The organism is Nostoc sp. DedQUE09 (genome assembly GCF_034530915.1).
Classification (GTDB): domain Bacteria; phylum Cyanobacteriota; class Cyanobacteriia; order Cyanobacteriales; family Nostocaceae; genus Nostoc.
The window spans coordinates 1-26394 of record NZ_JAVRCE010000012.1; the positions used below are offsets into that span (position 1 = coordinate 1).

The 26394-nt window shown below is 41.2% G+C and carries 23 protein-coding genes and 2 tRNA genes; 8 read left to right on the forward strand and 17 right to left on the reverse strand.

What is annotated here, in order from left to right; all coding sequences use genetic code 11:
- A partial coding sequence (nadC, locus tag RMY27_RS09925; protein WP_322662718.1) for a carboxylating nicotinate-nucleotide diphosphorylase occupies positions 1-832 on the forward strand: 832 nt, incomplete at its 5' end.
- 65 nt (positions 833-897) lie between these two features.
- Here nadC and RMY27_RS09930 read toward each other — a convergent pair.
- A complete protein-coding gene (locus RMY27_RS09930; protein ID WP_322662720.1) occupies positions 898-1401 on the reverse strand; it encodes an N-acetyltransferase family protein in 504 nt (167 codons plus the stop codon).
- Positions 1402-2043: 642 nt separating this feature from the next.
- On the opposite strand from RMY27_RS09930, the gene RMY27_RS09935 reads away from it, so the two are divergent.
- Positions 2044-2982: a hypothetical protein gene (locus RMY27_RS09935; RefSeq protein WP_322662721.1), complete on the forward strand. Its 939-nt coding sequence runs from the start codon at positions 2044-2046 to the stop codon at positions 2980-2982.
- Positions 2983-3050: 68 nt separating this feature from the next.
- Here the strand turns inward: RMY27_RS09935 and RMY27_RS09940 are convergent, their stop codons facing one another.
- Positions 3051-4721 (reverse strand): ABC transporter ATP-binding protein, encoded by a 1671-nt coding sequence (locus RMY27_RS09940; protein ID WP_322662722.1) that lies wholly within the window; start codon positions 4719-4721, stop codon positions 3051-3053.
- 300 nt (positions 4722-5021) lie between these two features.
- Between RMY27_RS09940 and RMY27_RS09945 the strand changes: the two genes are divergently transcribed.
- A complete protein-coding gene (locus tag RMY27_RS09945; RefSeq protein WP_322662724.1) occupies positions 5022-5270 on the forward strand; it encodes a hypothetical protein in 249 nt (82 codons plus the stop codon).
- A gap of 14 nt (positions 5271-5284) precedes the next feature.
- On the opposite strand, the gene RMY27_RS09950 is transcribed toward RMY27_RS09945, so the two are convergent.
- Positions 5285-6067 carry an RNA methyltransferase gene (locus RMY27_RS09950; protein WP_322662726.1) on the reverse strand — a complete coding sequence of 261 codons (783 nt, stop codon included), beginning with the start codon at positions 6065-6067 and terminating at the stop codon, positions 5285-5287.
- A 78-nt stretch (positions 6068-6145) separates the two neighbouring features.
- Positions 6146-6227: transfer RNA gene (locus RMY27_RS09955), tRNA-Leu, on the reverse strand.
- A gap of 406 nt (positions 6228-6633) precedes the next feature.
- Here RMY27_RS09955 and murA point away from each other — a divergent pair.
- The gene (murA, locus tag RMY27_RS09960; protein WP_322662941.1) at positions 6634-8001 is read left to right on the forward strand and encodes a UDP-N-acetylglucosamine 1-carboxyvinyltransferase; all 1368 of its coding nucleotides are present in this window, start codon (positions 6634-6636) and stop codon (positions 7999-8001) included.
- A 410-nt stretch (positions 8002-8411) separates the two neighbouring features.
- Here murA and RMY27_RS35490 read toward each other — a convergent pair whose 3' ends face one another.
- Positions 8412-8726: an addiction module protein gene (locus tag RMY27_RS35490; protein WP_416212324.1), complete on the reverse strand. Its 315-nt coding sequence runs from the start codon at positions 8724-8726 to the stop codon at positions 8412-8414.
- 151 nt (positions 8727-8877) lie between these two features.
- Here RMY27_RS35490 and RMY27_RS09970 point away from each other — a divergent pair, with 151 nt between their 5' ends.
- Both RMY27_RS09970 and RMY27_RS09975 read left to right on the forward strand, forming a co-directional pair.
- Complete coding sequence (locus RMY27_RS09970; protein WP_322662728.1) at positions 8878-9099, forward strand: hypothetical protein; 222 nt, start codon at positions 8878-8880, stop codon at positions 9097-9099.
- Positions 9087-9530, forward strand: coding sequence for a type II toxin-antitoxin system VapC family toxin (locus RMY27_RS09975; protein ID WP_322662731.1), 444 nt, complete (start codon positions 9087-9089; stop codon positions 9528-9530). Before RMY27_RS09970 ends, RMY27_RS09975 begins: the two co-directional genes overlap by 13 nt.
- 217 nt (positions 9531-9747) lie before the next feature.
- On the opposite strand, the gene RMY27_RS09980 is transcribed toward RMY27_RS09975, so the two are convergent.
- The 3 genes from RMY27_RS09980 to RMY27_RS09990 all read right to left on the reverse strand — a co-directional run bounded on the left by RMY27_RS09980 (position 9748) and on the right by RMY27_RS09990 (position 10504).
- The gene (locus RMY27_RS09980; RefSeq protein ID WP_322662733.1) at positions 9748-9984 is read right to left on the reverse strand and encodes a type II toxin-antitoxin system RelE/ParE family toxin; all 237 of its coding nucleotides are present in this window, start codon (positions 9982-9984) and stop codon (positions 9748-9750) included.
- Positions 9981-10205 carry an addiction module protein gene (locus tag RMY27_RS09985; RefSeq protein ID WP_322662735.1) on the reverse strand — a complete coding sequence of 75 codons (225 nt, stop codon included), beginning with the start codon at positions 10203-10205 and terminating at the stop codon, positions 9981-9983. Before RMY27_RS09985 ends, RMY27_RS09980 begins: the two co-directional genes overlap by 4 nt.
- 164 nt (positions 10206-10369) lie before the next feature.
- On the reverse strand, positions 10370-10504 hold the full coding sequence (locus RMY27_RS09990; RefSeq protein ID WP_322662737.1) for a hypothetical protein: 135 nt from the start codon (positions 10502-10504) through the stop codon (positions 10370-10372).
- A 165-nt stretch (positions 10505-10669) separates the two neighbouring features.
- Here RMY27_RS09990 and RMY27_RS09995 point away from each other — a divergent pair, with 165 nt between their 5' ends.
- Entirely contained in the window at positions 10670-11923 is a 1254-nt protein-coding gene (locus RMY27_RS09995; RefSeq protein ID WP_322662739.1) for an STAS-like domain-containing protein, read from the forward strand.
- A 56-nt stretch (positions 11924-11979) separates the two neighbouring features.
- Here the strand turns inward: RMY27_RS09995 and RMY27_RS10000 are convergent, their stop codons facing one another.
- The 4 genes from RMY27_RS10000 to RMY27_RS10015 all read right to left on the reverse strand — a co-directional run bounded on the left by RMY27_RS10000 (position 11980) and on the right by RMY27_RS10015 (position 20951).
- Positions 11980-12555 carry a Uma2 family endonuclease gene (locus RMY27_RS10000; protein ID WP_322662741.1) on the reverse strand — a complete coding sequence of 192 codons (576 nt, stop codon included), beginning with the start codon at positions 12553-12555 and terminating at the stop codon, positions 11980-11982.
- Between the two features lie 54 nt (positions 12556-12609).
- Entirely contained in the window at positions 12610-16596 is a 3987-nt protein-coding gene (locus tag RMY27_RS10005) for a magnesium chelatase subunit H (RefSeq protein WP_322662743.1), read from the reverse strand.
- 522 nt (positions 16597-17118) lie between these two features.
- Entirely contained in the window at positions 17119-18420 is a 1302-nt protein-coding gene (locus tag RMY27_RS10010; RefSeq protein WP_322662745.1) for a sensor histidine kinase, read from the reverse strand.
- Between the two features lie 110 nt (positions 18421-18530).
- Complete coding sequence (locus tag RMY27_RS10015; protein ID WP_322662747.1) at positions 18531-20951, reverse strand: hybrid sensor histidine kinase/response regulator; 2421 nt, start codon at positions 20949-20951, stop codon at positions 18531-18533.
- 798 nt (positions 20952-21749) lie between these two features.
- Between RMY27_RS10015 and RMY27_RS10020 the strand changes: the two genes are divergently transcribed.
- On the forward strand, positions 21750-23093 hold the full coding sequence (locus RMY27_RS10020; RefSeq protein WP_322662749.1) for a lipid-A-disaccharide synthase: 1344 nt from the start codon (positions 21750-21752) through the stop codon (positions 23091-23093).
- A gap of 41 nt (positions 23094-23134) precedes the next feature.
- Here RMY27_RS10020 and RMY27_RS10025 read toward each other — a convergent pair whose 3' ends face one another.
- From RMY27_RS10025 to RMY27_RS10045, 5 genes are all read right to left on the reverse strand, one after another.
- Positions 23135-23521 (reverse strand): hypothetical protein, encoded by a 387-nt coding sequence (locus RMY27_RS10025; protein ID WP_322662752.1) that lies wholly within the window; start codon positions 23519-23521, stop codon positions 23135-23137.
- A gap of 142 nt (positions 23522-23663) precedes the next feature.
- Positions 23664-24353 carry a Uma2 family endonuclease gene (locus RMY27_RS10030; RefSeq protein WP_322662943.1) on the reverse strand — a complete coding sequence of 230 codons (690 nt, stop codon included), beginning with the start codon at positions 24351-24353 and terminating at the stop codon, positions 23664-23666.
- Positions 24354-24521: 168 nt separating this feature from the next.
- Positions 24522-24594, reverse strand: a tRNA-Phe gene (locus RMY27_RS10035).
- A 74-nt stretch (positions 24595-24668) separates the two neighbouring features.
- Entirely contained in the window at positions 24669-25538 is an 870-nt protein-coding gene (locus RMY27_RS10040) for a metal ABC transporter permease (RefSeq protein WP_322662754.1), read from the reverse strand.
- A 12-nt stretch (positions 25539-25550) separates the two neighbouring features.
- On the reverse strand, positions 25551-26327 hold the full coding sequence (locus tag RMY27_RS10045) for a metal ABC transporter ATP-binding protein (RefSeq protein WP_322662756.1): 777 nt from the start codon (positions 26325-26327) through the stop codon (positions 25551-25553).
- Between the last annotated feature and the right edge of the window lie 67 nt (positions 26328-26394).

A 26394-nucleotide genomic window follows, 5' to 3' on the forward strand; every position in this document is an offset into this window, starting at 1 on the left:
TTTAGATCCTCTTTTGCGTAGCTGGTTATTGGAGGATATTGGTCGGGGCGATCGCACAACAAATACACTACTAGTTAAAGATGTGACGCTAGGCTCTGCTAAATGGATCGCTAAAGCTTCAGGGATAATTACTGGCTTACCAGTTGCAGCGAGGGTGTTTCAGATTTTGAATGAAAAAGTTAGCTTTGTGGCTGTGGTGGCTGAAGGTACATGGTGTGAGCCGGGACAGGTAGTAGCTGAAATTCATGGTTCGTTGGATGCGCTGCTAATGGGAGAACGAGTCACGCTCAACTTGGCTATGCGCTTGAGTGGGATTGCTACGCTGACTAATATATATGTAGAGAAAATTGCTGATTTACCTGCTCAATTGGTGGATACGCGTAAAACAACCCCAGGGCTGAGACTGTTGGAAAAGTACGCGACTGCGTTGGGTGGAGCGATTAATCACCGCATGGGGTTGGATGATGCAGTAATGATTAAGGATAATCACATTGCTGCGGCTGGGAGCATTGCAGAGGCTGTTACGCGTATTCGTTCTCAGATTCCTTATCCCTTAACTATAGAAGTTGAGACAGAAAGTTTAGAGCAGGTGAAAGAAGCTTTGCAGCACAACACTGACATTATTATGTTGGACAATATGTCTTTGGATATGATGCGTCAGGCGGTACAGCTGATTCGCCATGAGGATAGTAGGGTGAAAATTGAAGCTTCGGGGAATGTGACTTTGGAAACGATTCGTGCTGTAGCGGAAACGGGTGTTGACTATATTTCTAGCAGTGCGCCGATTACTCAATCGAAGTGGTTGGATTTGAGTATGAGGATTGCACTGTAATTGTCAAAATGTCAGTAATCAGTAATACTTTATAAGTGTATAGGAAAAATAAAATAGCGATCGCTTTAAACAACAGGTTTACTAATTTGCAGTCCCATGATTACTAAGTCCCGTTCAATGCTGTCAAGTTCGGCAATTTTAGGCAAATGTCCCCAACGTTGAAAACCAAATGTTTCAAAAAGTTTTAAACTGGGCCGATTGTGGGCAAAAATGAAGCATACTAGGCTCTTTATACCCAAACTAGGACTTTCACTAATTGCTTGTGCTAAGAGTTGTCGTCCCAAACCACACCGATGAAAGCTAGGGGCGATATAAATACTAATTTCGGCAGTCTTACTATAGGCAGGTCGCTCATAAAAGGATTGAAAACTAAGCCATCCAGCAATTATTCCGTCTACTTCAATTACCCAAAGTGGGCGTTGTGAAGGCGATCGCCCCTTAAACCAAGCAAGGCGACTTTCCACGGATACTGGTTCTAAGTCAGCGGTTGCCATGCGGCTAGGAATTGCAGTGTTGTAAATTGCCACAATTGCAGGCAAGTCAGTTTCAGTCGCATGGCGAATAGTCATTGCTACCGTCTCGAAAAATCTTCAGAAAATATTCAAAAATAATACAGTGTTAAGAGTAGCAATTCTACCGCTTCTATCGTAATTGTCACAGGTACTTTGCCAGCTAGGGTACTTGTACCTCGCTTACATATATAATGGCTAACTCTACTAGCAAGTATGCAATGAGCCACTACAAAAGACGTCACGGTTACAATAAATAGAGGAATGTCCCTAAGCCTTACCTGTTTTATTTTTTATACTAGATAAAATTTATAACTCCTTAGTTGGACATTCTAAGTTTTTATTTCTAACGTCTCATTCCGTATTACTTCTAGAGAAATAGATAATTTTCTTATATCAATAAAAATAAACTATTTTATCTGAATATTTATATACTACTTTTGTCAGATTGAGAGAGTTGTAATTTTTAACTCAGTGAACATAAATGGTTTAGCAAAGTTTTTTTAAACCAAAGAATAGAATTTTAAATCCTTTAACAGCAAGAATTTTATTTTGTAGCCATGTTTATAAAAACTGGATGTAAGTTTGTATGAATGAGTACAAATTGTATATATAGCTAAAGATAGAGGTCATCATCATATTTTTTTATTTAAAGTTAATATAAATATAAGTTTATATGGATTACTTGTAAGCCCAAATACCATGTCTATTAATTGTTTTAATAATAAATTAAGTGTAAAGCAAGATAGTAATATTTCAAATATTGTTGATATTGCGCTTTTTATAGATAAAATCAAAAGTAGTATTTGGGTATTTGGCATTCCATCTTGGCTTTTCGGAATAACCGATAGAAGCATAGCTGCATTCGTCGATGGTTATTTATCTCCTATAGAAATATTTCAACTATTTACAGCCTTTTTCTTTTTTGTAAGTTGGCTATATCTCAAGCCGGAAGAAAGCTTTAATAGCAATGATTTAGAGCCCAGCCAATATCAGGAATATCTCGATCGTACTCAAGCTAATAAACTTCAATTAAAAAAGCTACACATGATTAGCCAGGAGTATATTTTACCATTTCCTTATATTTGCCAAATATATCATCTATTGAACTTAAAGCATTTAGAAACAATTCATAGGTTTAGCCTTAATAATCTTAAAATTCTTAGTATTAGCCAGTTCCAAACTACAAACGTCGGTGGTAAAATCACATTTCAAACGATATTAGATTCACCAGCTAATCCTCTAAGAATTTGGCGACAACCAACTGTGGAGGTAGATTTAATATTACATACTCCCTACGCTGTTGAACTGAGTATTCCAGTCTACAATAACAAAAGGATAATTGTTATATTTCATGCTTTCCCTTTAAATGACTCAGAACATCAGTTGTTTATAGATATTTATAGTGATTTAGAGTGGCCAAAACCATTATTACAAATAATATTGCATTTTGCTTCTTGTTTGACACTCTTTGAAGATTTGCCGTATCTAAGAGCTTTAGCTGAAAAAAATATAGAGCGTTTATTCAATTTAAGTAGGACTTCAAATCACGAGAGTGCGTTGCTGTTTAAAAGGTTTGTTGAGCTATATGGTTCGAGTGGAGAAACAACTAAATTACCTGAGGGAAGCAAAGAGAGTTAGGAGACACGATTAATCGCGTCTGCACAGGAGTTAGAAGTTTAAAACTTCTAACTCTTAATTTTATTTAGTTAAGCGCGTGCTAATAAGGGAGCAGCAGCTAGTAAGGTTTTGGTATAAGGGTGCTGAGGATTGGCAAAAATCTTTTTTGTAGGACCGAGTTCGACAATTTTACCGCCATTCATCACGGCAATACGATCGCACAAAAATCTAGCTAACCAAAGGTCGTGAGTAATGAATAGATAAGTTAACTCAAATTCTTCCTTTAATTGCAACATTAAATCTAGCACTTGCGACTGAACGCTGGCATCTAACATACTCACGGGTTCATCACAGATTAAAAGTTTAGGGTGAGTAATCAAAGCACGAGCGATCGCTACTCTTTGCTGTTGTCCACCAGACAAATCCGACGGATAACGCTCATAATACACTTCTGGCGGTGTTAAGCCAACTTTATTTAGCATCCACAAAACCTGTTCTTTTGCTTTGGCAGGATTGGCTAAATTGTGGATAAATAAAGGATCTGCAATACTTTGCCCCACTGTCATCGCTGGATTGAGACAAGCATGAGGATCTTGAAAAACCATTTGTATTTGTCGCCGCGAGGAACGAATTTCTTGACGCGATAGTTTAGTTAAATCCTGTCCTAAAAACTCAACTTTGCCACTAGTGGGACGAATTAGTTGCAATATTGTTCGTGATAGTGTGCTTTTACCACAACCTGATTCCCCGACTAAACCAAGAATTTCTCCTGAATAAAGATCCAAGTTAATTCCATCTACTGCTTTAATTGTCTGCGCTTGTGTGTTAAGCAGTCGTTCGATAAAATTAGGTTCTATAGTGTAGTGTTGCTTGAGTTCTGTAACACTCAAAATTGGAGATTGCTGATTAATAATCGGTAATTGCTTTTCTTCATCATTGGCAATTATCAATTCTCCACTATCAGTTACTGCTTGAATATGTAATGCTGCTTTTAAAAGCGATCGCGTATATTCATGTTGAGGTTGCCTAAATACGGTTTCTGTAGAACCCATTTCGACCATTTTGCCGTTGTACATCACGCCAATGCGATCGCAATACTCAGCCACCATTGCTAAATCGTGAGAAATCAGCAGCAATCCCATATTTTCTTCACCGCACAGGCGAGTTAATTCTTGCAATATCTGCGCGGAAACAGTGACATCTAAGCTGGTAGTGGGTTCATCGGCAACAATAAACTTGGGTTTGAGAAGTAAAGCTAAAGCAATCGCTACCCTTTGTCGCATTCCACCGCTAAACTCATGAGGATACTGATTCCAGCGACTGACTGGAATATTCACTTTTGCCAAGGTAGCAAGTGCTTTTTCTTTAGCTTCCCGCGTTGATAATTCTGGTGAGTGCGCCTGGAGAGTTTCGATACAATGCTTACCAATGGTCATCAACGGATCGAGCCGTGTCATGGGATCTTGAAAAATTAAGGCGATCGCTTCTCCCCGAAATTTCCGCAACTGGTTAGGTGTCAAGTCAAACACCGACTGTCCTTGAAATGTCACCCGTCCCTCAATCCGGCTAGAGGTTGGTAGTAAACGCATTACTGCCCGTCCGATAGTTGATTTACCACAACCTGACTCTCCCACCAATCCCATTCTTTCACCTGGTTTCAAGGTGAAAGATACCTCATTAACCGCCCAGCTTGCTTCTTCTTCACTTCGCCCAGGATAGGCAACTCGCAGATTTTCGATACAGAATAAGGCTTCACTCATAGTTAGTTATCAGCCCTGAGCTACCAGTTTTTATAATTTCAAATTTAGGATAGTCTATCAAATTAAGTATTAGACCTGTTTTATAAAACTTGCCTAAACATTAGCCAAACTTGATTTAGTGTACCCGTAGCATGGCAATAAATCTCCCGTCTTAGCAATTGGAGACAGCTATCGATATTCTGGATAACCATTGCTAAAGTTGATACAGCACACAACTATGATGTTATAAGTGCAAAATTTAAATCTGTAGGAACTAGAATCAAAATTAAGTCAGTAAATTAGGATTTTCAAGTTAATATTATGGAGCAAAATCAGCCAGAACAGCGCCGTGCTGCCGATCAAGTATTTCAACAGTCCCTCGAACAGTTGGAGGATATCTTACAAGAAAGTTCGACTGAGGAAGAAGAAATCCCCCAACTGCATAGTAGTACTTTCACTGAAGTCGAACTCGATGAAGACTTGATAGATATTGATTTAGCCGCTCTTGAGGACGCAGTTGCTGATATTGAACAATATCTCGAAGAAATAACAAAAACCCAATTGGGGTAAAAAGTTAAAATTTATTACTGACAAATTAGTTGCCGTTGAGCTTCGTACAACATTAAAGCGGCTGCGATCGCCACATTCAAAGATTCCACTCCAGGACTCAAAGGAATTTTGACTTGCCGATCTGCGATCGCTGCTAAATCTGCTGACAATCCAGCACCTTCATTTCCCAGTAAAATCATACTGGGTTTTCGCCAGTCTACTTCCCAATAAGTTAAAGTCGCATCTGGTAAAGTTGCCACTACCTGCATTCCTGCCTGCTGACTTTGTTGGACTGTCGCTTTTAAATCTTCGGTTACGGCTGTTGCGAGGCGAAACCATTGTCCTGCGGAAGCACGTAGAACTTTAGGACTATCTAAATCTACACTATCCCCACTTACCCACAGCCCTGATGCTCCTGCGGCGGCGGCCGTGCGAATCATTGTACCCAGGTTCCCAGGATCTTGCACGGTTTCTAAAGCTAGCACTAAACCAGTAAATGGTAGTTGAGTTTGGCGTTGGCTTCGTTTTGCCGTTGCCACCACACCATCCGGTTGGACTGTGGTAGCGATCACATCCAAGACTTCTTGACTGACAATTTCGGCGCGATCGCATCGGCTACAAGCTTCTTCCCACAGCGAAGAATGGGCTACTTGCCAATCTGGGGTACAACACACTGTCTCTAGTGGGTAATTGACCGCACAAGCTTCTTCTAACAGGTGTGTCCCTTCTAGTAAAAATAACTGTTGCTTGTGCCTCTCCTTGGTGGAGTGCAGCTTACGAATTTGCTTGACTAAGGAATTTTGTAAACTGGTCAACATTTTTAGTTGTGAGTGCCCAGTAGTGAGTGCTGAGTTTTTCCTTCTCAGCACTCACTACTCGGCACTCAGCACTGCTTATGCGGAACCCGGGACTTGAACCCGGAAGCCTTGCGGCACTAGAACCTGAATCTAGCGCGTCTGCCAATTCCGCCAGTTCCGCTGGCATTTGTGCTTATCGACAATTTCTTATTATTGCGTTATGTTTTACCTTTGTCAAGTAAAAGCATAATGCCTCGTTAAAAGTCTTTAACTGGAAACGAGTTTTTCACGTACAAGGTTGAATCAAAATATTAACTGGACAATACAGCATTGATTTTTAGAGAACACTTAAGTTATTTTACTGAGTATTTATTTTTGCTTAAAACTACTACTTATTCATTCTTTTTTTAAATTTTTTAAAAAGCTCAAAAAGCTTGCTAGCGCTTCTTCCCAGCCTGGATTCTCACCCAAAAAACAATTTTTTTATACCAAACAGTGTTTTAAAATGTGGACATTTTGAATCTTTACTGTAGAATCAAAACCAACTTCAAACATATAAAATACGTATTACTTTTGGAGGTAGGCTTATTAATCCTTCTACCATCTTACCAGATGCCAAAATTACTCCAGAAGCAGACTCCTCAGTCTTGCAAATTTGGGGTGGGCATCCTTTGCGGGGTCATGTGAAAATTAGCGGGGCAAAAAATTCAGCACTGGTCATCATGGCTGGAGCCTTGCTGTGTCCGGGCGATTGTCGTATCCGTAATGTCCCTTTATTAGCGGACGTAGAGCGGATGGGTCAGGTGTTATCAGCTTTGGGTGTGCAATTAACGCGACAAGGCGACATTTTAGACATCAACGCTAGCGAGATTAAAACATCAAAAGCTCCCTACGAATTAGTTACCCAGTTGAGAGCGAGTTTTTTCGCCATTGGAGCCATTTTGGCAAGACTGGGAGTAGCACAGATGCCCTTACCAGGCGGTTGTGCGATCGGGGCAAGACCAGTTGACTTGCATGTTCGAGGACTGCAAGCAATGGGAGCGGAAGTACAAATTGAGCATGGCATTTGTAATGCCTATGTCCCTGGCAGCAATCGGAGATTAAAAGGTGCGAAGATTTACTTAGACATTGCTAGCGTTGGAGCGACAGAAAACTTGATGATGGCGGCTACCCTAGCAGAGGGTGAAACGATCATCGAAAATGCTGCCAGAGAACCGGAAGTAGTCGATCTAGCTAACTTTTGTAATGCAATGGGAGCGAAGATTAAGGGCGCGGGGACTAGCAGAATTATTATCGAAGGAGTCCCCAAGTTACATTCTGTTGACTACAGCATTATTCCCGATCGCATTGAGGCTGGGACGTTTTTGCTGGCAGCAGCAATTACCCGCTCAGAACTTCTTCTCTCGCCAGTGGCTCCAGAACATCTCATCCCAGTAATTGCCAAGCTGCGGGATATTGGAGTGACAATAATTGATGAAAAGCCTAACCACTTGCACATTTTGCCAGCGGAAACTCTTAAGGCAACGGATATTGAAACTCAATACCATCCAGGTTTCCCCACAGATATGCAAGCGCCATTCATGGCTTTACTGGCATTGGCAGAAGGCGACAGCGTAATTAACGAATCCGTCTTTGAAAATCGCTTGCGTCATGCCTCTGAGTTGAATCGTTTGGGAGCAGATATTCGTGTCAAAGGCAATGCTGCTTTCGTTCGAGGAGTACCAAAATTATCTGGCGCACCAGTATTAGGTACAGACTTACGAGCATCGGCAGCGTTAGTCATCGCTGGACTAGCAGCAGAAGGACAAACCACAATTCAAGGTTTACAGCACCTAGATCGCGGCTACGATCGACTTGATGTGAAGTTGCAGCAATTGGGGGCTAAAATCCTCCGTGTGGGCGAAACATCAACAGATGCAGAAATCGCTCCCAGCATCAGCAGCCTGTCAAGTTGAAATTGATCGATTGAGACTGACGCGGGGATAAGAAGAATAAGGGAGACAAGGTAAAATTTTCTCCCTTGTCTGCCTTTATCTCTGCCATCTATACCCTGCGATCTGCTGAATTCTCCTGATAGATAGAGGCTTTTAAGCTTTGTATATATCTTTTTTTGATGAATATTCTGGAAAAATCTGTGTTGGCTGTTACAATATTGTTAAGAAAAGTTGCCCGTTGTATTTTGGGAATGCGCAATTGGGTTTTAACTCTCTTGAGAAGACAACGCAAAAACATTTATAAGACCAGCTGTGGGAGGCTGGTCTTTTTGTATTTAGAGTTGTCATAAATTATACTTACAGGTTTGGATATAATGCTAATACTGTTTTATAGGTTTGTAATACATTGGTTATTCAGTTACCAAATCGCCTCAAGGTTTAAAATAAACTTGTGCATCGGTTAAATCAGGGTAAACTTGCTCTGCTGCGATGCTATCCCAAATCGCCTGTACAATACGGATTCTATCTTCAACACTAAGAGTTGCGATTTCGTTCAAAGTAGCTGTGATATCCATACTGATTAACTTAAAGTGAGGAAGGAACTGGTATACCTTAAATATAGCGGACAAGATTTTGTCCATCAAATCAAACGCTACATCTGCCTTGATGCCCAATAGAGCGATTGCCTTACAGAAAACCTCAAAAACTAAGCCTAGACCCGTAACGGCTTGCTGTTTGTTAGACATCGCTTGTTATGGAAGAGTGAATGCGATCGCAATGGTTATTCTGATAAACAAGCAGATATCAAGCTTGTCTACGTTTATTTATAAAACAAAGAAACGCAGTCTATCTGTGTATATTTGAGTTAAAGTCCAGAGAAGTGGCAGTGTATATTTTATGTCTAATTATCAAGAAGTACTATTGCAAGCTCAAAGCCTAACTCCTGAAGAGCAAATACGCTTAATTGAAGAATTGTCAAGCTTAATTCGTCAACAGGTAACGATGACACCTAAGCAAAAGCATAGCATCCTCGAATTACGTGGATTAGGTAAAGAAATCTGGAATGGCATTGATGCTCAAGAATACATTAATCAGGAACGTGATTCATGGAATGGCTAGTCCAGCTACAGGGGCAAATTGTAGGTTTGGATACTGCTCCACTAATTTACTTTATTGAAGAAAATCCTAATTATTTGGATGTTACAGATGCTTTTTTTGAAGCTATGTTTCGTGGTGAGTTTAGCGTTGTAACATCAGTTTTGACTATCACGGAAGTGTTAGTCTATCCCTTGCGACAAGGAAACACAGCATTAGCTCAACAATATCGTGAAATTCTATTTAATTCCCAAGGTTTGACTACTATAGAAGTTTTCCCTGACATTGCTGAAAATGCAGCACAATTAAGGGCAAATTATAACTTAAGAACCCCAGATGCTATTCAGATCGCTACTGCTATTCGTGGAGGTGCATCATTTGTCAAGAAAAATGATGCGCGGTTGCCGTCTTTACCAGCGTTAACAGTGTTAGTGTTGGATCAACTAATAGTTTGAGTCTTTTTGTCTGTTGCGATCGCTGATTGTATGATGGCATTGTAGGCGATCGCCTTGTAGAAAACTTCAAAAACAATGCGATCACTTTGCAGAAAACCTCAAAAATAAAGCGTAGACGCGTAACGGCTTGCCGCTAGATATCGCCCGTAATTATAGTGTTAGGTTCGCGTCTGCCACGATTTTGGATCTCTGCGACCATGAAAAATTGCCGTCACTATTACTCGACTCGACACATCCGATAGTACACAGCATAGGGAAATCGTCGCACTACTGCTCGTCGAATATCACCGTAAACAATTACATAGGATTCTGGCATCTGAGAAATTCGATTCACTGTTTCGTCTACACAGTCTAAAAACTCGTCACCCAGACCGGGTTTCTGGCTCTCGTACCAACTGTGTGCCTCATTGAGTTCTTCTCGAACCTCTGGGCGAAACACCAGAACATAATTCATTGCTGCCCCTTAATTGATGCTTTGATTTCCTCCCAAGTCAGCACATTATCTGGATTTGAATCATAGTCAGCAGTTCGACGATCAAGCTCTTGCTTTTGTGCATCGGTTAAATCAGGGTAAACTTGCTCCGCAGCGATGGTATCCCAAATTGCCTGCACAATACGGATTCTATCTTCAACACTGAGAGTTGCGATTTCGTTCAAAATAGCTATGATATCCATACTGATTAACTTAAAGTGAGGAAGCAACTGGTACACCTTAAATATAGCGGACAAGATTTTGTCCATCAAATCAAACGCTGCATCTGCTTTGATGCTCAATAGAGTGATCGCTTTGCAGAAAACCTCAAAAACACGGTGATCACTTGTTGTCTAAGAGTGAGCGATCACTTTACAGAAAACCTAAAAAATAAAGCGATCGGCAGTTGTGGAAGAGTCAGTGCGATCGCCTTGTAGAAAACCTCAAAAATTAAGCGATCAGCAGTTGTGGAAGAGTCAGTGCGATCACATTGTTTAGGCATTCAATTCTTAATTTGCTAAATACAAATATTTGTCTTTGCTTATCGCTGGTTTTTGATGATGTCAACAGCAGAGAGAAAGCGTTATGATAAACACAATATCCTAAGTATATTTACAGTTATTAATTTTAAACTAATAGCTATAATTGGTTTGATTATATAAAAAATATGAATTCAAATAATTTAGATAGGCGAAATCAAGAGCGATCTGTTTGGAGTGAGGATGATTATATTTTTATACAAAACCTCAGTCACCCAAGACATGTAAGCGAATTTCTCAGAGCTTTATACAATGTCTGTAGAAGTGGTTATAAAGATATTGCGATTGTTCTCAAAGAAGTCAAAGCCGTTTTTCCTAATGCTTGTGTTCCTATAGCCGCTATCATTCAGTATTACAGAAAGCTTGATTTTAATATAGAAGTGTATGATCAACCTCGTATACTTGAAATTGCTCATTTTAACCAACCATTACTTGCAACTACTAATGCATTAACAAACGAGATAGATCTTTTATCAAAAGTATGGCACTTTCAAGACGAGGTGATGGTATTTCAACTAGTATCAGCACTGGTTACAGCTATTACCCGCAGGATAGAATGTAGCTCTGGAGTTGTGGAGGCTTTTGAGTGGTGTTTGACTGAAGTAATAGACAATATTTTGCAGCATTCTAAAGCCTCTGAAGGATTCGCTATGGTTCAAGTCCATGCTGATTCTAAGCGATTAGCTGTGTGTATTGCTGATACTGGTATTGGAATTTATAACTCTCTTGCTCAATCTATTCATAAACCCCGATCAGCTGTTGATGCTATAACTTTAGCTGTGAAAGAAGGTGTAACTAGAGACCCTCAAATAGGTCAGGGCAATGGCCTATGGGGTTTATTAGAAATTGTTAAAAATAATAGCGGTCTTCTTACTATTACTTCGGGTTCTGCTTCTTTATTTATCCGTGATAATGAATCCAAACCATTTTCTAAACTTCCATACTTAGACAAATCTCATCAAGGGACGATTGTAGATTTTCAAATTGATGCTAGTCAAGGTATTGATATAGCCAGCGCTCTCAGCGGTCATAAACCTGTAAATTTAAGGCTTGAAAATTTAGAAACTAATACAGGTGAACACTGTATAATAATTAAAGATCATACTCATGGCACTGGTACTAGGCTTGCTGCCATACAGATACGAAATGTTGTGCTTAATGTGATTAATGAAGGTGGCTCAAAAGTTATACTTGACTTCTCAGGAATTGCAGTTATTTCTTCTAGTTTTGCTGACGAATTCATTGGTAAACTTGTTGTCAAGTTTGGCTTTTTTAATTTTCAAAATATAATTACTCTACAAGGTATGAACCCAGTAATACAAGGAATTCTACACAGGTCTGTTGCTCAGAGAATGATGAATAGTCTTCAAGAGGGTTCCTAAAATAACTATTAAATTCCTCGGTTAAAAACTACTTATTTTCAGAAAATCCACTAATGTTACCAAACTACTTCTAGATTTAAAATAAATTCAGACAGCACATCTTCTCCTGACAAGGTAACAGGCGATTCCAACACCTCAACCTCTTGTCCTTGCCGATAAATCTCCACTTGCCGTGATTTACGATTAATTAACCAACCCAAACGCACACCATTATCTATGTATTCCCTCATTTTTTCTTGAGCAACTTTCAAACTATCACTTGGCGAAAGTAACTCAACAATAAAATCAGGACAAATGGGTGGAAACTTTTGTTTTTCTTCTTCAGTTAAAGCATCCCATCGTTCTAACTTTATCCAAGAAGCATCAGGTGAACGATCTGCACCATTAGGTAATTTAAAACAAGTAGAAGAATCAAAAGCGATGCCAGTCAAATCGGTATCTGACCAGTTAAATAATTGTTGATTTAGTCTACCATTACGATTTCCGGTTTCTCCCCCGGTTGGTGGCATGATAATTAACTCTCCGGTTGCAGTGCGTTCAAACCTCAAGTCACGGTTTGCCTGACATAAGTTAAAAAACTGCTCATCTGTCAGTTCCAATACTGATTGAAGGTTGACCGTTAAAGCATTCATAGTCATATCTCGGATTGAAAAGTTAAGGCAGGCATTATACCTGCCCATGTAATCCTAGTCTATCCCTTCAATTCGGTCTTCAACCTCTTGGTACAACTCGCGCAGACGATCTAAATTATCCTCGCTAGTCTCCCAATAACCGCGTCCATTCACTTCCAACAAAGTTGATACAATCTTGCGGAAAGAATGGGGATTGAGGTTCAACAACCGTTTCTGCATTTCTTCATCTTTGATGAAGGTTTCGTTAGTATCCTCATAAATCCAGTTATCCACAGCGCCGGCAGTCGCACTCCAACCTGTGGTATTCACCAACCGCTTGGAGAGTTCGCGCACACCTTCGTAACCGTGAGACAGCATCCCCTCGTACCATTTGGGATTTAACAATTTGGTACGCGCATCCAAGCGCACGGTTTCTGATAATGTCCGCACTTGGGCGTTAGCTGTGGTTGTATCTGCAATATAAGATGCTGGTTTTTTACCATCACCCCGCAGATTTGCCACAAGCTTAGTAGGATCGGAATCGAAGTAGTGGGAAACGTCCGTTAAGCTAATCTCGGAAGAATCCAAATTTTGGAAGGTTGCATCAGCAGTTTTTAATGTACTTTCAAAAATCTGCCGGGATTCGTCCATAATTCCGGGGTTATCGGAATTGAAGGAGAAAGATTTCCGGTTGAGATACATTTCCTGCAACTCGGCTTCGCTATCCCAAGTGCTGTTTTCTACCGCCAAGTTGATATTTGACGAGTAGGAACCAGAAGCGTTAGAGAAAACGCGCGTCGCTGCTTGACGTAGATTAATCCCCATTTCCTCAGCTTGTTGCAAAGCGTGTTTGCGAACAAAGTTCATTTCTAAGGGTTCATCCGCCTCAGCTGCCATCTTCACCCCTTGGTCTAGCAGGTTCATTTGGTTGATGAACAAGTCGCGGAATACACCAGAACAGTTGATTACTACATCAATTCTGGGGCGTCCCAACTCTTCTAGAGATATCAATTCCAACTTGTTCACCCGTCCCAAGGCATCTGGAACTGGACGCACACCTACCATCCACATAATTTGCGCTAGGGATTCACCGTAAGTTTTGATGTTATCGGTTCCCCAAAGGACGCAGGCAATGGTTTCTGGCCATTTTCCATCGTTTTCAGCTTTGTTACGTGCCAATAGCCTGTCTACAACGATTTTGGCTGATTGGACTGCTGCGGTTGTGGGAATGGATTGCGGATCGAGTGCATGAATATTCTTACCCGTGGGCAAGACATCCGGATTGCGGATGGGATCGCCACCAGGGCCGGGTAAAACATACTCACCTTCTAAGCCTTTGAGTAATGCTCCCAGTTCGTTATCGGCACAAACTTGCTGGAGGCAGAATTCTAAGTACTCAAACAGGGGTTTTAGGGCTGCGCCATCGACTTTGGGATAACCGAGCTTATGCAATGCTTCTACCCAAGGTTCCTTTTTGCCCATGTTGAAGAAATTCAATCGAGAAACCAGAGAAACTCGTCCTTCGGCGTCGATTTGCTCTTGCACAAGGGCAGTTACTGCTGCACGGGTTGCCAAAGTGATATCTTGCAATAACTGGACATCTTCTAAAATACCTCGATCGCTATTTTGATAAATATCGTCAATGTTACGCCCAATGCTATTGGCGATAATTCCGGGCAAGCCTTGAAGTCCTTCTTCTTGACGATCTAGACTGGCAATATTGACCAAAGTTGCGATCGCTTCTTCTGCACTTGGCGGTTTACCAATAACGTGCAACCCACAAGGCAACAACCGTGACTCGATTTCCATCAACTTGCGGTAGACGTTGCCAACAATATTATCGCGATCGTCGGCACTCATATCTCTGGCATCGGTTTCTGGCAGGTCAATATCCTTATCCAGATTTACGATCCGGCATTTATCCATGATGCTGTTGACAATGGAAACACCGCGTCCACTATCTTTTAAGGTTTGGTAGGAAGCAATTAATTCGCTGAGTTCCTTCAAACCTTTATACAAACCAGCATTTTCTGCCGGCGGTGTCAAGTAAGAAATTGTTTCGGCATAACTCCGGCGTTTGGCAATTGTCGCTTCACTCGGATTATTAGCTGCGTAGTAATACAAGTTGGGAATTGAGCCAATCAAGTTATCTGGATAACAATCACCAGACATCCCCATCTGTTTACCTGGCATGAATTCCAAGGAACCGTGTGTACCAAAGTGCAGTACAGCATCAGCTTTCCAAACTTGCTCTAGGTAAGTGTAGTAAGCAGCAAAACCGTGGTGAGGACTAGCTGAACGGGAGAACAACAGCCGCATCGGGTCGCCTTCGTAACCAAATGTGGGTTGCACACCGATGAAGACGTTACCAAATTGCTTACCATAAATTAGCAAGTTTTGCCCATCGCTGTTGAGATGTCCGGGAGGTGGACCCCAGTTTTCCTCTAAGCGTTGAGAGTAGGGTGTCAGCGCCTCATACTCAGGAACCGACATTTTATAAGCAACGTTCAGTTCTGGGCTGTTGTACTGCGCTTGAGCGTCATGGATGACTTCTTGCATCAACGCTTCGGCTGATTCTGGCAACTCTGGTAAGTCGTAGCCGTTATTCTTGAGGGCTTTCATCACCTCGTAGATTGAGCCGAATACATCCAAATAAGCGGCGGTTCCGACGTTGCCTTTATCTGGTGGGAAGCTGAAAACGGTGATGGCGACTTTTTTATCAAGCTTTGGTTTGCGGCGGAGGTTAGCCCATTTTAAGGCGCGTTCGGCTACAGCTTCAACCCGATCGCGCAGTGCGATCGCTTTCCCTGTAGCCCCATCTCTACCCGATAATATAATTGGCTCAATTGCTCCATCCAATTCAGGAATTGCAATTTGCAAAGCTACTTGAATTGGATGTAACCCTAAATCACTATCCATCCACTCTTCTGTGGTTTGGAATACTAAGGGTAACGCCACCATATAAGGACGGTTTAAGCGTTTGAGTGACTCAATTGCCTTGGGATGATCTTGTCTGGCTGGCCCACCCACTAAAGCAAAACCAGTCAGCGATATCACTGCATCTACCAACTGTGTGTTAGTAGTTGGTTCATAGAAGTAAGCATCCACAGGCTTGGAGAAGTCCAAACCACCAGCAAACACAGGTAATACCCGTGCGCCTAATGCTTCCAATTCCTGCACCATTGCCACATAATGGGCATCATCCCCTGTAACTAGGTGGGTGCGTTGCAATACTAACCCGACACAAGGAGCTAGGGGATCTTTGAGATCGCTAGAAATATCCTTACGAGCTGTATACCAATTGAGGTACTCTCTGACATCTTCAAACATACTGGGAGCCAAAGGATGCCAAATCCCTAGATCGGGATAAACCACCGGCTGTTCGTATGTAGAAGGTGCAAAATTCTGTTTTTCTAAACCTTTAAATACATATTTATCAGCTAGCATCAGCAAGAAGTTTTCCAGATTTTCTGGAGAACCACCTAGCCAATACTGAAAACTGAGCATGAAATTTCGGGCATCCTGTGCCTTGTCCATCGGTAAAAACTTCAGCACTTGCGGCAGTGTTCGCAAAAGCTTCAGCATCCCATCTTGAAATCCCGCACCGGATTTTTCTTTGCGTTTCCGCATGAATTGAGCGATCGCACTTTTTGACTGACCCAACTGTGCTAGAGAAAAGCTACCCATTTTACTCAGGCGCATTACCTCTGGCATCGAGGGAAAGACAACGGAAACGTCCAGGCGATCACGGTGTGGTTCTACTGCTGCTACTACTTTCTGTGCTAAGTCTTCGATAAAAATTAGAGAAGCGATGAAGATATTCGCACTCTCCATTTCTCGTTTGAACTCTTCGTAATTCTCTGGGTCGCGGAGTTCCTCAATCAAGTACCCGCTGATTTCAATCGCCAAGTTGGGATTGTTCGCGTTAATAGTGCGAACTGCTTGCGACAAAGCACTCTGGTACTGGGACTCAAGCACGACATAGACCACCTTGATTAAACTACGTCCGCGTAAGTTATCAGGCGCAATGTGTCTAATGGTGGACTTGACGTGTGTGAACATGCTTCTTCGGCTCCTTTGATGCGTGTTCTCTGAAGGAAGTTCCTAGCGGCATCATCAGCCACAGGTAACTCGTGATCTTTTAGGCAATATCTGTTTTTTATCAGAAAACGCTTGCCCAGTAGGCATTTTATCCCCTATATGACACAAATCGATATAAAAAACGAAATATTTCTTCGTAATTGTTGACTTTATCTAAAAGTGTTTACTCACTTTTTTGTAAATTTTTTGTAATATATTTTTATTATTTAAATAACTATTTAGCTATATAATGTTTTAAAAAGAAAACCATGCAAGCGGTTTGTAAAAATTAATTCTGAATCAACCTTTCCAATAGTTTTTTCACTGGTGGAACGGGATAATCATTCAAATCAATCTACTAATAGCAAAAAGGGCGCGTAGGCGTAGCCCGCCACAGGCATCGCTCCCTTAATTTGAATGACCCTCGTTGCAGTTTTGACCGATAATTCAGCAATTGCAAGTATTTTCTGAATGCCGATACAGTTTAGGATTTAGGATTCTAATTTATCGTATAGCTAATTCAATCACAAACTCTGTACCCTCACCTTGTGTTGAATGGCAACTTAGCTTACCGCCATGATTGTTAACTACAATTTGGTAAGCAATAGATAAACCTAGTCCTGTTCCTTTACCGATGACTTTTGTAGTGTAGAAAGCATCGAATATCTTTGTCCGGTTTGCTTCGCTGATTCCTGAGCCATTGTCTGCAATTCTGATAATCACTCGCTCTCCACTTGCTTCAGTTTTAATCCAAATCATCCCAATATGTTGAAAGTTTTCATCAAAATACTGATTTTTTTGTATTTCTTCAATTGCATCGATTCCATTACTAATTAAATTCATAAAAACTTGATTTAGTTCGCCTGGATAGCACTCAATAAGTGGTAATTCTCCATATTCTTTGATTAATTTAATTGCTGGACGATGAGCATTTGCTTTAAATCGATGTCCAAGAATGAGTAGCGTAGTTTCTAAGCCTTCATGCAAGTTAGCCAGCTTTTTCCCTGCTTCTCCGTGTCGAGAGAACTTATTCAACGATGACACAATTTCTGTAACGCGATCTGTACCTAGTTGCATAGATTGAATAATTTTGGATAAATCATTTAACAAATAATTGATATCTTTTGTTTTAATAGCATTTTGAATTTCATCTGGGGGATCAGGCAGATACTTTTGATATAGTTCCAGTAAATTAACAATCTCTTGGAAATATTCTTCAATAAAATTTAAGTTCCCAGCAATAAAATTGATGGGATTATTTACTTCATGGGCAATTCCTGCTGTCATTTGACCCAAGGTTGCAACCTTTTCTGCTTGAATCAGTTGGGTTTGAGCCTGTTGTAATTCAGCGTTTTTGGCAGTCAAGGTTTTCGTCAAATTTCTCAGCTTCAGTTGATGCTCTATTCGCACCAATACCTCTTCATACTGAAAAGGTTTAGTAATATAATCTACGGCTCCTAATCGCAATCCTTTAACCTTATCAGCAGTATCTGAAAGAGCAGTCATAAAAATGATCGGAATATCCCGAATACGAGGATTGCTTTCACTTTTGAGGTATTTACAAGTTTCAAACCCATCGATACCCGGCATCATGATATCAAGCAATATTAAATCAGGTAAATTATCGTTGTCTAATCTCTGAATGGCTTTTTCACCACTGCGAGCTGCCCAAACTTCAAAGCTAGACTGATCCAAAAAGCTCGATAAAACTTGTAAGTTGGCAGGGTTATCGTCCACGACTAAAATAATTCCTCTGGTAGGATCGCTATTTAGGGAATTTTTTTGCTCGCCTATAGTTACTGTCATAATGTTTCTATCCTATATTGATTCACGTTGCTTCTTTGCAAGACACCAAAGGAGAACACTTAAAATTAAAAATTCATGCATTAAAATTCCCATCAATAAATTTTGGAAAATTAATACTTTGATTTTTCGGTCAAAAAGTTAAGGATTAAATCTTCGTCAAACTGCCTCGCTAGCTGCCGCAATTGGTTAGCAAAGGAACTGAATTTTGCGTCTGTTTCTTCTAGTTTATCTGCCCATTTTAGAATGTCATTGAAGTTACCTTTACTGGCTAAATTCATCAGTTCCCACAATACATCGGAGGAAGGAGGAATCAATTTATCTGGTGAATTATCAAGTGTTGTAGGCGAAGAATTGATTTTTTGTTCCTCAGACTGCTGGTAAATCCATGTCAAACCTAAATTGCGCTCTAATTGATGCAGTAATTCATCTGCCTGTACAGGTTTGCTCAAAAAGGTGTCACCTCCTGCTTGCAGACTGCGATGTTGGTCGGCTTCAAAGACACTAGCAGAAGAGACGATAATCTTGACATCCTGGATATCTGGGGTATGACGCAGGTGTTTAATCAATTCAAACCCATCCATTTCTGGCATCAGCAAATCTGTAATCACCAGGTCTGGTTTCAGGGCGATCGCTTTTTCTAAACCATCTTTACCGTTGATGGCTTCAATCACATTGAAACCCAATGGTTGCAATAAGTTTGTAATTACTGTGCGATTCTCCCAGCGATCGTCCACCATCAGGATGGTGCGAGGACTACCTTCAAAGCCAATGATTTGTTCCTTGGATGCAGCCATAGTAAACTGTACCCATTCGCTGGCTTGGGCGATCGCAATTTCAAACCAGAAAGTACTACCCTGACCAATCTCACTTTTAACCTGGATATCGCTACCCATCATCTGCACCAACTGCCGAGTAATAGCTAAACCCAGCCCTGTCCCTTCTATCTGATGCTTTTTCTCACCTACTTGTTCAAATGGCAAAAAAATGTTGTCTAATTGTGTTGGAGTTATGCCAATTCCTGTGTCTTTTACACTGAAGTGAATGTGATATATCTCCGTCTGCCCATCAGCAGGAAGTCGATCGATTACCTCAACCTGGAAGCTAACCTTACCCTCATCGGTAAATTTAATGGCATTTCCCAGCAGATTCAAGAGAACCTGACGTAACCTTTTGACATCGACATTAACTCCTGCGGGTAAGTTGCTTGCGGGTTCATAGACAAATAAAATGCCTTTTTGCTCTGCCCGAATCTGGCAAATTTCCCCAATACCCTGTAAAAAAGAGGGAAAATGCACATCTTGAGGATACAGTTCCAGTTTTCGCGCTTCAATTTTGGAAAGATCCAAAATGTCATTAATTAAAGTCAGTAGATGAGAGCCACACTGTTCAATGATGTTTACATGATATTGCTCTGGCTCCGGCAAACCTTTAGAACGCAGCAAAATTTGAGCACAACCCAAAATACCATTCAAGGGTGTTCGCAGTTCATGGCTCATATTGGCTAAAAATTCGCTTTTAGCACGGTTTGCAGTATCAGCTGCTGCTTTAGATTTTTTCAGTTGAGCTTGTTCAAAGGCTTGTACCTGCCACAAGACAGCAATCATCGTCACTGTTAATCCGCCCACAATTAGGGCAATCAGATCAAGAAATTGTAGCCGAGATTCAATATTTTGGCGCGGAATTACCAAAGCCACAGACCAGTTAGCTTCTCGCAACGGCATATAAGCAATATACTTTTTGCTACCGTCAATTTCCATCAACTGAATTCCCTGTTGTTTGTCTACCATTTTCTCTGCGATCGCATTTAAATTGCGATCTGGAATTTTCAACAGGCTGGGTGCAGGTTTTTCTACCGTTGACATTAAGGTTGAGTTGGGATGAACGATCGCTTCTCCTTGAGAATTCAGGGCAAAAGCATAGCTATTCTTGCCGTAGCGCAACGAGTTGACCACCTTAGCAATGCGATCGACTTTAACATTGCCGTGGAAAACCCCGATCGGTGACCGATTGGTAGGAGAATTTGACCAGATTGGGGTGGCGATCGCAATTAAAGGAATATTTGTGGAACGGCTGATAAAGGGATCGGAAATGATTCTGTTTCCAGCTAGTGCTTTTTGAAAGTAGTCTCGATCCTTAATATTTTTATTTGACCGACCAACCTTAGTATTAAAATACGAACCATCCAGGGTAGCTATTTGGAAAAAGAAAAATTCATCGATCCGCTCAACTTCTGACTTTAAATAGGGTTCTGTGATAGACCAGTTTAAGGAGCGTACAGTTGAAGTATGAGCAAGAGTTTGCACTTCTACTTTGCGGACATGCAACCACTCCTCAATTTCATCAACCCCTCTTTTTACCTCTAAAAAAGCTTTTCCTCTCAAGTCTTGTAGCGTTATTTTCCGAGCAGCTTGATAGCTAAAATAAGCAGAAATACTTACAATAAGAGTAGTGCCACCGAGAATAAATCGGATCAGCAAATTCCGCGAAGAATACATTTTAGTGTCAGATGGGCTGTGGTTGCCTTTTATCACAGGGTTCACCCTCTAAACAATAGGTTTGGTAAGCAAAAAAAAGGGCTATATTTAGATTGCCCAAAAAACTATTAATAATCGCAGCTATGATTAACAACCATAGCTGCGATTATCAATACCCTAAACTTTGCTAACCATCCTTTACAGACCTGTATTGGGAAGGACTTATAGGGTTAATATCGGGTTAGTTGAAAAATATACATTTTATCAAAACATAATTCAGAAGTCAGGAGCCAGAATTCAGAATGGATTTTGTGCGCCTAGCGGATAAATCAAAGGGTTTAATAAACCTACTAAATCATTGATTTAGAGTTAACAAGACAGTCGCGGATCTGAATCCTCGACTGATAGCAAAGCGTTAGCGATTCTTCTGCCAAGGGGAGACGCCAAGGGCGATAGCGTCGCGTTAGGGAGTTTTGTCTGCAACACGCTACGCGAACGAGGTCACGAGCGTCTTGATTCTGACTTTTGACTTCTTCAAAGAAAATATAATAATCAATTTTATCGTTATATTATCCTTAATAAAGTAGACAAAATTATCGACATTTTAGTTTCTAAGAAAGATCGGTTTTTATTTAGTAAAACAGGCATTAAAAATCAAAAGCTTTGGAATACTTGATAACAACAACTAAAGGTATGTGAAAGCCAATAGTCATGATATAGGTGACAGTAGTGGCGATGAAATGACTGCCGAATCTATGCAAATTCAATGTTGAAGAGGTTATCAAATCTCACTAACAAGCTACAGTAGATATCTATAACATAAGAACGAATTAGGTAATATTTGCCTTTTGACTAATGACTCAAGTAGATATTCTGATCCTTTCAAATGGCCCAGGTGAAGTAACAACCTGGGTGCGTCCAGTAGTAAAGGCGTTGCGGCAAGAATTAGGGGATGACCGTTCTTTAACGAGGATTTCTGTGGTATTGTCACCTTGCTCAAATGCCAGTGGTAAAGAAGCAGCGATCGCTCTTTCTTTCCCCGAAGTAGATAGAGTTCAGGGAGCAGAACATTTTTGGCAATTTTTGCTTTGGGGTAAAACATTTGAAAATTGGGATTGGAGAAGTTGCGGTGTTATCGTTTTTTTGGGCGGCGATCAAATTTTTCCAGTGATTATAGGCAAAAAGCTTGGATACCGCACAGTTGTTTACGCCGAATGGGAAGCCAGATGGCATAACTGGATTGATCGCTTTGGCGTGATGAAACTCGAAGTAGCAGCCAAAGTTCCTGCAAAATATGCTCACAAATTCACTGTTGTCGGTGATTTGATGGTAGAAGCTAGTAGTCAAGAGTCATTAGTCATTGGTCATTTGTCCTTAGCAAACGACAAAGGACAAATGACTAATGACATAAACGCGTCAGCGACTTCCCACAGCGTAGTACAAAAGACTGAATTAATTGGTTTACTCCCTGGTTCAAAAGCAGCAAAATTAGCCCAAGGAGTACCATTATCTTTAGCTATTGCCGAATACGTTCATGCAAAAAGACCGCAAACCAGATTTGTAATTCCTCTAGCCCCAACTTTGGATTTACAAACTTTAGCTAGTTTTGCCAATCCCCAAAAGAACTCTATTGCTGAAATCTTTGGCTTTGGCGGTGCTTCCTTAATTATCCCAGAGGATGCTCAAGGCAAGCCATTGCTCAAAACTGCAACGGGCTTAACTGTGGAACTGTGGCAAGAAAACCCTGCATATCACTTATTATCCCAGTGCTGCATCTGCTTGACTACGGTGGGGGCAAACACTGCCGAACTTGGTGCTTTAGGAGTGCCAATGATTGTTTTACTGCCAACGCAGCAACTTGATGCCATGCGTTCTTGGGATGGTTTACCTGGATTGTTGGCAAATCTGCCAGTAGTCGGTACGCTATGCGCTAAGGTGATTAATTGGTCATTTCTGAGATTTGTGAGACGCAAAGGCTTATTAGCATGGCCAAATATCTGGGCACAGGAAGAGATAGTTCCAGAACTTATGGGTAAACTTCAACCGCAAGAAGTTGGAGAAATGGTTTTAGACTTTTTGGCGAATCCAGAAAAATTGGATAATATGCGCGCTAAACTCCGTAATATTCGCGGTGAAAGCGGTGCAGCGCAGAAGATAGCACAGATTGTTGGTGAGGAAATTAAGAAGCAGGAGAGATGAGGGAGTAATGGGAGCAACATCTCCCTCATTTTTACTCTGGCTTAATCTGAAGATTCTCCATTCCGGCGTCCCAGTTCAAAAATGCCACAACTAATACACGCAAGTATACCTAAGCTGATTCCCCAACTAGGCCCTAAACTGAGTTCTACACCCCAGTTAAATAAAGCGCCAACTACCAAAAAAGGCACAATGCTAAACAGTGAGGCGTAAAAAGCATTTTGGGATTCTCTGGCTTTACGAGTCTTTTCAAATTCTGATTTGCTGGTGTAGAGCGATCGCTCGGCAAAGTTAAACCAGCGATTGAGTTGCTCAATTACCCATTCATTGACTTTGGAAAAACCTAGATATAGCGCCAATGACCACAAACTCGCTCCAGCGATCGCGATCGTGTCTAACTCAAAACGGAAAGGTAAAATTTCAGTCAGCATTGCTTGGGGTTAGTCCTGCAAAGGGTCAACTTTAGCTGTGAGTAGATGCTAAATAAACCTCTTGTGCAATTTTAAGCATAAAAGCTAACAAGATTTCAACTACTTAACAACTTTCCGCTTTTTAGCTTGAAGCAAACCTAATTTACGGATTGCTAGGTAAATTCTCGGGGTCGATACCAAGAGAACGTAAATGCTGTGCAAACTTTTCTGCTTTTTCTTCTGCCGTTAAATACCGATTTCCTTGTTCGTCATACCAAGATAGAAATTCCTGACCAATTCCACCAATAACACCTTGATGTCGTCCAATTCCTAAACCAACCTCTGGCATCCAATGGGGTTCGCCAATTTGTAATTGATAATTTTTATCTACCAATTTGTAAATTTCAAATGGTTGGTGTCGATCGCGTTGCCAATATTCGGGGTTGTAAATAATGTAGTAAAGTACGCCAAGTTTCCGATAAATTTCTAACTTTTCGTCGTATTCACTTCCTGGGGAATGGGATACCATCTCCAATGTTAGTATCGGTACTACCTCATTTTCTTCCCAGACAGCGTAATTTTTACGCGATTTACCACCTTTTTTGCGATCGACTCCCAAACTCAGAAACCCATCTGGTACTATGGGGACTCTCGCATTAGCCCCTGTCGTGTGGTAGATTGCCATGTCTACGCCGAAAAACCAATCGGTGCGCGTTGCCCAAATCGAGGTTAATAGGAACAGTAAAATGTTGGGCAGAAAATTTTGCTCCTCATTATCCACAGGTATATCGTCCGAGCAGGCTAGTTCGTCAGTGCTTGGAAGCCCAACAACTTTAAGGTTTTCTGACAGCATGACTATTACCGCGGTGGCTTCGGTTTCTTTGATTATAGGTAAATTCAACTTGCCAAGGCTGTAGGGAAGGAACGCATTCTAATAGCGTTCTCCAGCCCAGCTAAAAACAACTTGCAGGCAACTTTTTTGCTTATGCAATATGTCAGAAGTGTTTTTGTCTGTAAAGTATGCCAGGAACCGGACTTGAACCGGTGACACGAGGATTTTCAGTCCTCTGCTCTACCAACTGAGCTATCCCGGCTGGGGCTTTTGTGAGCCACGATTAATCAATGTAGCAAAGATAAAAGAATATAGCAAGTCTTTGGAGAAAAATAGTTATGCAGGTTTCAAACTCAACTTAAACCAGATGAAAACGGCTACAAATAGGAGAAACTGGACAAGAACAATACTTGGCCCAGAAGCAAGGTTGAAAATACCTGAGACAATGATGCCAGCAATGCTGCTAATAGAACCAACTATTACCGACATGACTAGAAAGCGGCTAAAGTGGTGACTCATCAGTTTGGCGGTGGAGGCAGGAATGACCAAAAAGGCGTTCACCAGTAAAACACCGACGGCTTTAATCGCCACAGCAACGGCGAGTGAAAGCAAGACCACAAAAGCGTAGCGGTATAATTGAACGGGAACGCCTTGAACTTGGGCGACATCGGGGTTAAGGGTCAATAAAATTTGCTGTCGCAGAGTTGATAGTAAAAATATGCTACCTCCCACAAGGACTAGCAGCGTCAAAATCAAATCTGTGGTGTCGATCGCTAGAATATCCCCAAACAGTACAGCCATCAAGTTGCCACGATATCCTTTAATTAGGCTCGTGAGAATTAAACCGATCGCTAATGCCCCAGATAGCACGATGCTAAGTATGCTATCGCTAGCTAAGTCGGTTTTGTCGATAAAGTAGAGGACAATAACCCCAAAAACTAAGGTAAAAGGTAACAGCATCCAAGTAGGATTTATTTGTAGCAGCACACCTAACGCTACACCTACCAATGCTGCATGACCAACCGCGTGGCTGAAAAATGACAACTGGCGCAAGGTGACAAAACTACCCAACATCCCGCCAAGTATTCCCATCAAGGCAGCACCCATAAATGCACGCTGTATTGAGGCAAGTTGTAACAACTCTAGCAAGTCATTACTACTAGCGATCGCAAGCCAAGTTATCTGATAATCATTGAATAAATTCATATTTATGGAAATTTAATGTTGGTGCTGGTAGCGGCTGAAACCTGGGCCATAGGTTGCTAACAGGTTTTGCGGTGACAGGGCAATTTCTGGCTTACCAGTACAGACAATGCTTTGGTTCAGGCAAAGCACGCGATCGCAATGCCGATTTACCATATCAATATCGTGAGAAATTTGTAATACTGTCCAACCTTCCTCTCGCTTTAATTCATTTAACAAAGCGTAAAAATCTGCTGCACCTTGTACATCAACACCAGCAAAGGCTTCATCTAGTACCAAGAGTTTCCGAGGCATTACCAAACAATAAGCCAATAAAACCCGCTTGAGTTGACCGCCACTAAGAGTACCAATAGCTTGATGCTGTAAATGATAAGCATCAGTTCGCCGTAAAGCTTCTGTTACTGCTGCCGATTTTTCCCGGTCTTGTCTCCACAGCTTGGAAAAAAATGAATTCTTTTTTTTCCCTTCCTTAGTCCATCCCAGTCCGACTAATTCGCTGACAGAAATGGGAAAGCTGCGGTCAAAAATAAAGTTTTGCGGCATATAGCCCAACGTGTGGCGTAAATGCCCCAATCTGGAAATTGGACGACCCAAGATTTCAATCGTCCCAGCGCTTCGAGGTATCAAATCCAACACCGCTTTTACCAAGGTACTTTTACCAGCACCATTGGGGCCAACAATGGCTGTATCTGTTCCTGGCAATAATTCAAAGGAAACATCTCGAACAGCTAGATAGCTGCCTTGATAAACAGTTAATCCTTCTACTTTCAAAATAGGAATGTCATTAGTCATTAGTTATTGGTCATTGGTCATTGGTCGTTGGTCATTGGTCATTGGTCGTTGGTCATTGGTCATTGGT

Excerpts from the sequence above, each read along its gene's own strand:
- RMY27_RS09930 (WP_322662720.1), bottom strand. The coding sequence starts at position 1,401 with ATGACTATTCGCCATGCGACTGAAACTGACTTGCCTGCAATTGTGGCA.
- RMY27_RS09935 (WP_322662721.1), top strand. The coding sequence starts at position 2,044 with ATGTCTATTAATTGTTTTAATAATAAATTAAGTGTAAAGCAAGATAGT.
- RMY27_RS09940 (WP_322662722.1), bottom strand. The coding sequence starts at position 4,721 with ATGAGTGAAGCCTTATTCTGTATCGAAAATCTGCGAGTTGCCTATCCT.
- RMY27_RS09945 (WP_322662724.1), top strand. The coding sequence starts at position 5,022 with ATGGAGCAAAATCAGCCAGAACAGCGCCGTGCTGCCGATCAAGTATTT.
- RMY27_RS09950 (WP_322662726.1), bottom strand. The coding sequence starts at position 6,067 with ATGTTGACCAGTTTACAAAATTCCTTAGTCAAGCAAATTCGTAAGCTG.
- RMY27_RS35490 (WP_416212324.1), bottom strand. The coding sequence starts at position 8,726 with ATGTCTAACAAACAGCAAGCCGTTACGGGTCTAGGCTTAGTTTTTGAG.
- RMY27_RS09970 (WP_322662728.1), top strand. The coding sequence starts at position 8,878 with ATGTCTAATTATCAAGAAGTACTATTGCAAGCTCAAAGCCTAACTCCT.
- RMY27_RS09975 (WP_322662731.1), top strand. The coding sequence starts at position 9,087 with ATGGAATGGCTAGTCCAGCTACAGGGGCAAATTGTAGGTTTGGATACT.
- RMY27_RS09980 (WP_322662733.1), bottom strand. The coding sequence starts at position 9,984 with ATGAATTATGTTCTGGTGTTTCGCCCAGAGGTTCGAGAAGAACTCAAT.
- RMY27_RS09985 (WP_322662735.1), bottom strand. The coding sequence starts at position 10,205 with ATGGATATCATAGCTATTTTGAACGAAATCGCAACTCTCAGTGTTGAA.
- RMY27_RS09990 (WP_322662737.1), bottom strand. The coding sequence starts at position 10,504 with ATGCCTAAACAATGTGATCGCACTGACTCTTCCACAACTGCTGATCGC.
- RMY27_RS09995 (WP_322662739.1), top strand. The coding sequence starts at position 10,670 with ATGAATTCAAATAATTTAGATAGGCGAAATCAAGAGCGATCTGTTTGG.
- RMY27_RS10000 (WP_322662741.1), bottom strand. The coding sequence starts at position 12,555 with ATGAATGCTTTAACGGTCAACCTTCAATCAGTATTGGAACTGACAGAT.
- RMY27_RS10005 (WP_322662743.1), bottom strand. The coding sequence starts at position 16,596 with ATGTTCACACACGTCAAGTCCACCATTAGACACATTGCGCCTGATAAC.
- RMY27_RS10010 (WP_322662745.1), bottom strand. The coding sequence starts at position 18,420 with ATGACAGTAACTATAGGCGAGCAAAAAAATTCCCTAAATAGCGATCCT.
- RMY27_RS10020 (WP_322662749.1), top strand. The coding sequence starts at position 21,750 with ATGACTCAAGTAGATATTCTGATCCTTTCAAATGGCCCAGGTGAAGTA.
- RMY27_RS10025 (WP_322662752.1), bottom strand. The coding sequence starts at position 23,521 with ATGCTGACTGAAATTTTACCTTTCCGTTTTGAGTTAGACACGATCGCG.
- RMY27_RS10030 (WP_322662943.1), bottom strand. The coding sequence starts at position 24,353 with ATGCTGTCAGAAAACCTTAAAGTTGTTGGGCTTCCAAGCACTGACGAA.
- RMY27_RS10040 (WP_322662754.1), bottom strand. The coding sequence starts at position 25,538 with ATGAATTTATTCAATGATTATCAGATAACTTGGCTTGCGATCGCTAGT.
- RMY27_RS10045 (WP_322662756.1), bottom strand. The coding sequence starts at position 26,327 with ATGACTAATGACATTCCTATTTTGAAAGTAGAAGGATTAACTGTTTAT.